The sequence below is a fragment of the Ferrovibrio sp. genome (assembly GCF_046297595.1).
GTDB lineage: Bacteria > Pseudomonadota > Alphaproteobacteria > Ferrovibrionales > Ferrovibrionaceae > Ferrovibrio.
Window position 1 is genome coordinate 1 of sequence record NZ_JBKBHT010000021.1, and the last position, 1,546, is coordinate 1,546.

2 protein-coding genes are annotated in these 1,546 nt (G+C 64.2%); both read left to right on the forward strand.

The window, feature by feature from the left end:
- Positions 1-107: 107 nt before the first annotated feature.
- Positions 108-1,130, forward strand: coding sequence for a hypothetical protein (locus ACK4FJ_RS20205; RefSeq protein WP_409768812.1), 1,023 nt, complete (start codon positions 108-110; stop codon positions 1,128-1,130).
- Between the two features lie 88 nt (positions 1,131-1,218).
- A partial coding sequence (locus ACK4FJ_RS20210) for a hypothetical protein (RefSeq protein WP_409768815.1) occupies positions 1,219-1,546 on the forward strand: 328 nt, incomplete at its 3' end.

Consider the following 1,546-nt stretch of genomic DNA (forward strand, 5'->3'; position numbering starts at 1 on the left):
TCACTTTGCCTTTCACGCCAGAGTGCAGCAGGCTGCGGTGACAAAGCAAGTGGGCTGTGAAATAGGCTTGGTGTCGGCGCGTTGGTGCGCCGGGTCAGGTTATGGGCATGAAGAAGCAGAAACTGCCACGGAGGAAGACGGCGCGCATGGCTGCAAAAAGCGGCCAGGCAAAGGCTGTCCGTTCAATCGGAAGCGGCGAGACGCCGGCCGCGGCCAAGCGCGAATTGCCGGCGGTCGTTAGCACAGACGGCAAGGGTCAGGCTGCCGCAGCACGCTTTCATGCCGGCCTGCGGACACGGGGCTTTCGACTGGCCTTCCTTGCCTTTCTCACCGGCGCATTCATTGTCGCAGCCTCGCTCGTGATCCCGCACGAATTCGCCTTTTTCGAGCTCGGCTATCTCTTCACCCTGTCGATCTACGATCTGGTGCTCGCCATGCTGGGCCTCTCGATCGCCATTGGTCTCGCGGAGCGCCGGAGCGAGGCTGTTTCGATCTTACTCGCCTTTATCGCCTCCATCGCGCCGATGCTGCTGTTCTTCGATCCCATCTTCCATGCAATCCTGCAAAGCCCGCTTGGACACGAGCTTTTCCTGATCGCGCCTGTTGCCGTGATGTTGTCCGGCCTCGTGCTCTGGCTTCCGGCCAGCCTGCGCCGGTTTGCAGCGCCGGTTTCAGCAAGCATTGTGGGCTTCTCGCTCTCGCTCTTCATCGGGCTCGACGATTTCGGCATCGGCATCAAGGAATTCGCCTTTTCCGCCGTATTCGGCGCCGTGTGGATCCTCGCCGTGCCGGGCCTGATGCTGCGGCCCTTCCGGGGTGCATGGCTCACCATACCCGCCCGCATCATCGGCTCCTGGCTGATGGTGATCGCCGTCATCGTCACAGTTTCACTCTATGTGCCGTTCAGCCCAGACGCGCCGCCGCTCGCCCCGCCGCTTGCCGATCCCACTGAGCCCGACGGCGGAACGAGCCTCGACGCACCGGCGCTGCCACCGCTCGATCCGGCGGTCGAAGAGGGGCTGATGGAAGCGCCTGAAAGCTTCGATGACGCGCGGCCAGACGGCGGCATCCCCGCACCGGATCTGGGTGGCAATCCGCTGCTTGGTGGCGGGCGCTCCGGCGAGCCCTAGCGACACTCGCAGAGCTTTGCCTGTCGACGCCCTCCGCGCGAGCCGTTACAACCGAGAACGAAACGCCTCCTGATTCCGGTAGATCCGCATGCTTGTCCGCTATGACCGTCCGGTGTCCCGGTCCGCCTTTCTCGCGCGGCGTATGGCGCTGTTTTCGCTGGGCATGCTGGTGGTCGTGGTGCTGGCGCATCGCTTCGGGCCACTCACGACCCCGGATTTCGTTCTTCTGGTGCTGGCATGCGCCGTGCCGGCAGCACTTTCTGTGCCGCTTGCGCTTCTGGGGCTCGCCCGGCTCTGGCGGATCGGGGCCCTGGGCGGCGTCGCCGCCGCCTGGGCGCTGATCTATGCCGCCCTGCCGCTCGCATTACCGGGTTATGGCTATTATCTCTATGTCACCAAGCCACGGCTGACCGAGG

What these genes read in the sequence shown, in the direction of transcription:
- ACK4FJ_RS20205 (WP_409768812.1), top strand. Translation starts at nt 108, where the DNA reads ATGAAGAAGCAGAAACTGCCACGGAGGAAGACGGCGCGCATGGCTGCA.